Origin of the sequence: Microbacterium sp. BF1, assembly GCF_019279095.1 — a bacterium.
Taxonomy (GTDB): domain Bacteria; phylum Actinomycetota; class Actinomycetes; order Actinomycetales; family Microbacteriaceae; genus Microbacterium; species Microbacterium maritypicum.
The window spans coordinates 1-2,024 of sequence record NZ_JAGYWT010000446.1 but is presented as its reverse complement, the minus strand read 5'-3'; the positions used below and the strand labels follow the sequence as shown (position 1 = coordinate 2,024).

The 2,024-nt window shown below is 69.0% G+C and carries 3 protein-coding genes; 1 reads left to right on the top strand and 2 read right to left on the bottom strand.

Annotation, left to right across the window (positions count from 1 at the left end; translation table 11 throughout):
* Positions 1–967: glycosyl transferase (locus KZA10_RS13440; protein WP_218683126.1), on the bottom strand; the 967-nt coding region annotated here is incomplete at its 3' end.
* Entirely contained in the window at positions 960–1,703 is a 744-nt protein-coding gene (locus tag KZA10_RS13435) for a CDP-alcohol phosphatidyltransferase family protein (RefSeq protein WP_017204641.1), read from the bottom strand. The genes KZA10_RS13435 and KZA10_RS13440, both read right to left, overlap by 8 nt.
* A gap of 93 nt (positions 1,704–1,796) precedes the next feature.
* Here KZA10_RS13435 and KZA10_RS13430 point away from each other — a divergent pair.
* On the top strand, positions 1,797–2,024 hold a 228-nt coding region (locus KZA10_RS13430), incomplete at its 3' end, for a glycosyltransferase family 2 protein (RefSeq protein ID WP_374196593.1).

The window sequence follows — 2,024 nt, the reverse complement described above, 5'->3', positions numbered from 1 at the left end:
CGTCGTCCCACTCCCGACGCGACAGGTCGGGGCGATCACCGCTGATCGCCCGCACGGCGCGGAGGGCCTCCAGGAGGGCGTCCGCATCCACCTCCCCGTCGTACATCTGCACCCACTCCGGTCCCACCTCGGCGGCGAGCGCCTCGTTCGGCGCGTTGCGCGGGACGAGCACCGGACGATCGAGGGAGAGAGCGGCCAGCACGCTGCCCGAGTTGTGCATGAAACGGTAGGCGAGCACGATCAGCTCGGAACCGGTCACGAGCTGCACGAGCTCCGCATCGCTGAGGAACTCCAGCTCCAGGACCACGTTCGGCAGGTCCGCGACACGGGTGCGCAGATCCTCGGCGAGCTCGGCGCTCGACGCCTTGCCGCCGACGATCATGCTGATCTCGGGGTCCCTCGCCACAGCATCGGCGTAGGCGTCCACGAACCCGGAGACGCCTTTGTAGCGGCGCACGCCGCCGAACGTGCCGAGGCGTCCGCGCAGACGCTCCGCGCGGGGCTGCACGCCGTACCAATCGCGGTAGTGACCGTGCAGGATGACCGTCTGCGCCGTTCCGGCGGGAAGCGGGGTCGTCTCGTTCAGCACGATGCGGTGATCGGCCTGCCGGTCGATGCGTCGCAGCAGCCACAGCCGAGCGGCGTTGTCATCCGGCAGGTCGAGGTTGTGCACCGTGCGCACCACGGCGATGCGGCGTGAGAGCCCGTGCCGCAGGGCCAGCAGCCCGGTGAGGGCGTACTTGCCGACGGAGGACACCGCGCTCGACCCGTGCAGCTTCACCTCGGGCCAGTGCCAGTGGAACACGTCGTATCGGCCGAGCAGGGCCTCACGCCAGGAGAAGCGGACGTGCTCGATGCCGTCGGTCGCAGCGAGCGCCTCATCCAGCATCGTGATGTACGGATTGGTGGTCACCCGGGGCGCCCCGAAGGACTGCATCACGCGCAGCGGCCGCCGCGGATCAGACATCGGCGGCCAGTCCTCGGATCGAGCGGTACCAGCGCAGCGCCGCGAGCAGGAGCATCAGCACGTTGATCACCGCGAGCGCGGTGTAGATCCCGACGAACACGGGCTGCCACCACAGCAGCGCGAAGACGAGGCAGAGGAACCCGTAGTCGGTCGGGATGACGGCGAGCGAGTAGAGACCCCCGGATCGCCACGCCTCCCTTGGCGCCTCCGCAGGGCCGTGCGGGTGCTCCAGCCGATGCACCCGGCGCAGGAAGTCGGCGGCGATGATGCCGAAGAAGAACACGTTGGCCGATGCCGCGAACACGAGCGGCACGAGCAGCCAGCCGTCGGGCAGGTCGAAGAAGCGGAACCAGCAGACGAGCACGGCGAGGTGGATGGTCGCGAGCTTGATCGAGTCGAAGAAGTGATCGAGCCACTCCCCCGCGAGCGAGCCGGTTCCGGTGAGGCGAGCCAGCTGGCCGTCGGCGGAGTCGAGAGCGTAGCCGAGCACGAGCAGGACGGCGATGAGGATCGACGACCAGACCGTCGGCGGAAGGAGCGCGATGAGAGCGACACCCGTGAGCGTGAACACCGCGCTCACGATCGTGACCTGCGTTGGCGTCATCCGCAGGGCGTACGCGGTGGCCGCCATCGGACGGCCGAGCGGCCGGTTGATGTAGCGCGAATACGCGGCGGCGCCCTTGGACGACTTCTGCGCCTCTTTCAAGCGACTCATCGCCGCACGGATCTCTGACACGACAACTCCCCCAGGCGGCGTCGAATGTAGCCTTCACTATATCTACAGGTTCGAGCGCGCCCCCGCGAGGTGTGCGGCCGGAGAGGAGCAGGAGTGAGCGAACGCGCACTCGCGGTCATCGTCGTCAATTACGGCTCGGCCGCCCTGCTCTCCACCAACCTCGTCGCGACCGCTGCGGCCCTTCCTGAGGCGCGGATCGTCGTCGTCGACAACCGGTCGACCGCCGAGGAGCGCCGACGGGTGGAGGAGCTGTGCGCCCTCCACGGCTGGGACCTGGTGGCGATGGACGCGAATGCGGGATTCGGCGGCGGCGTGAACGCC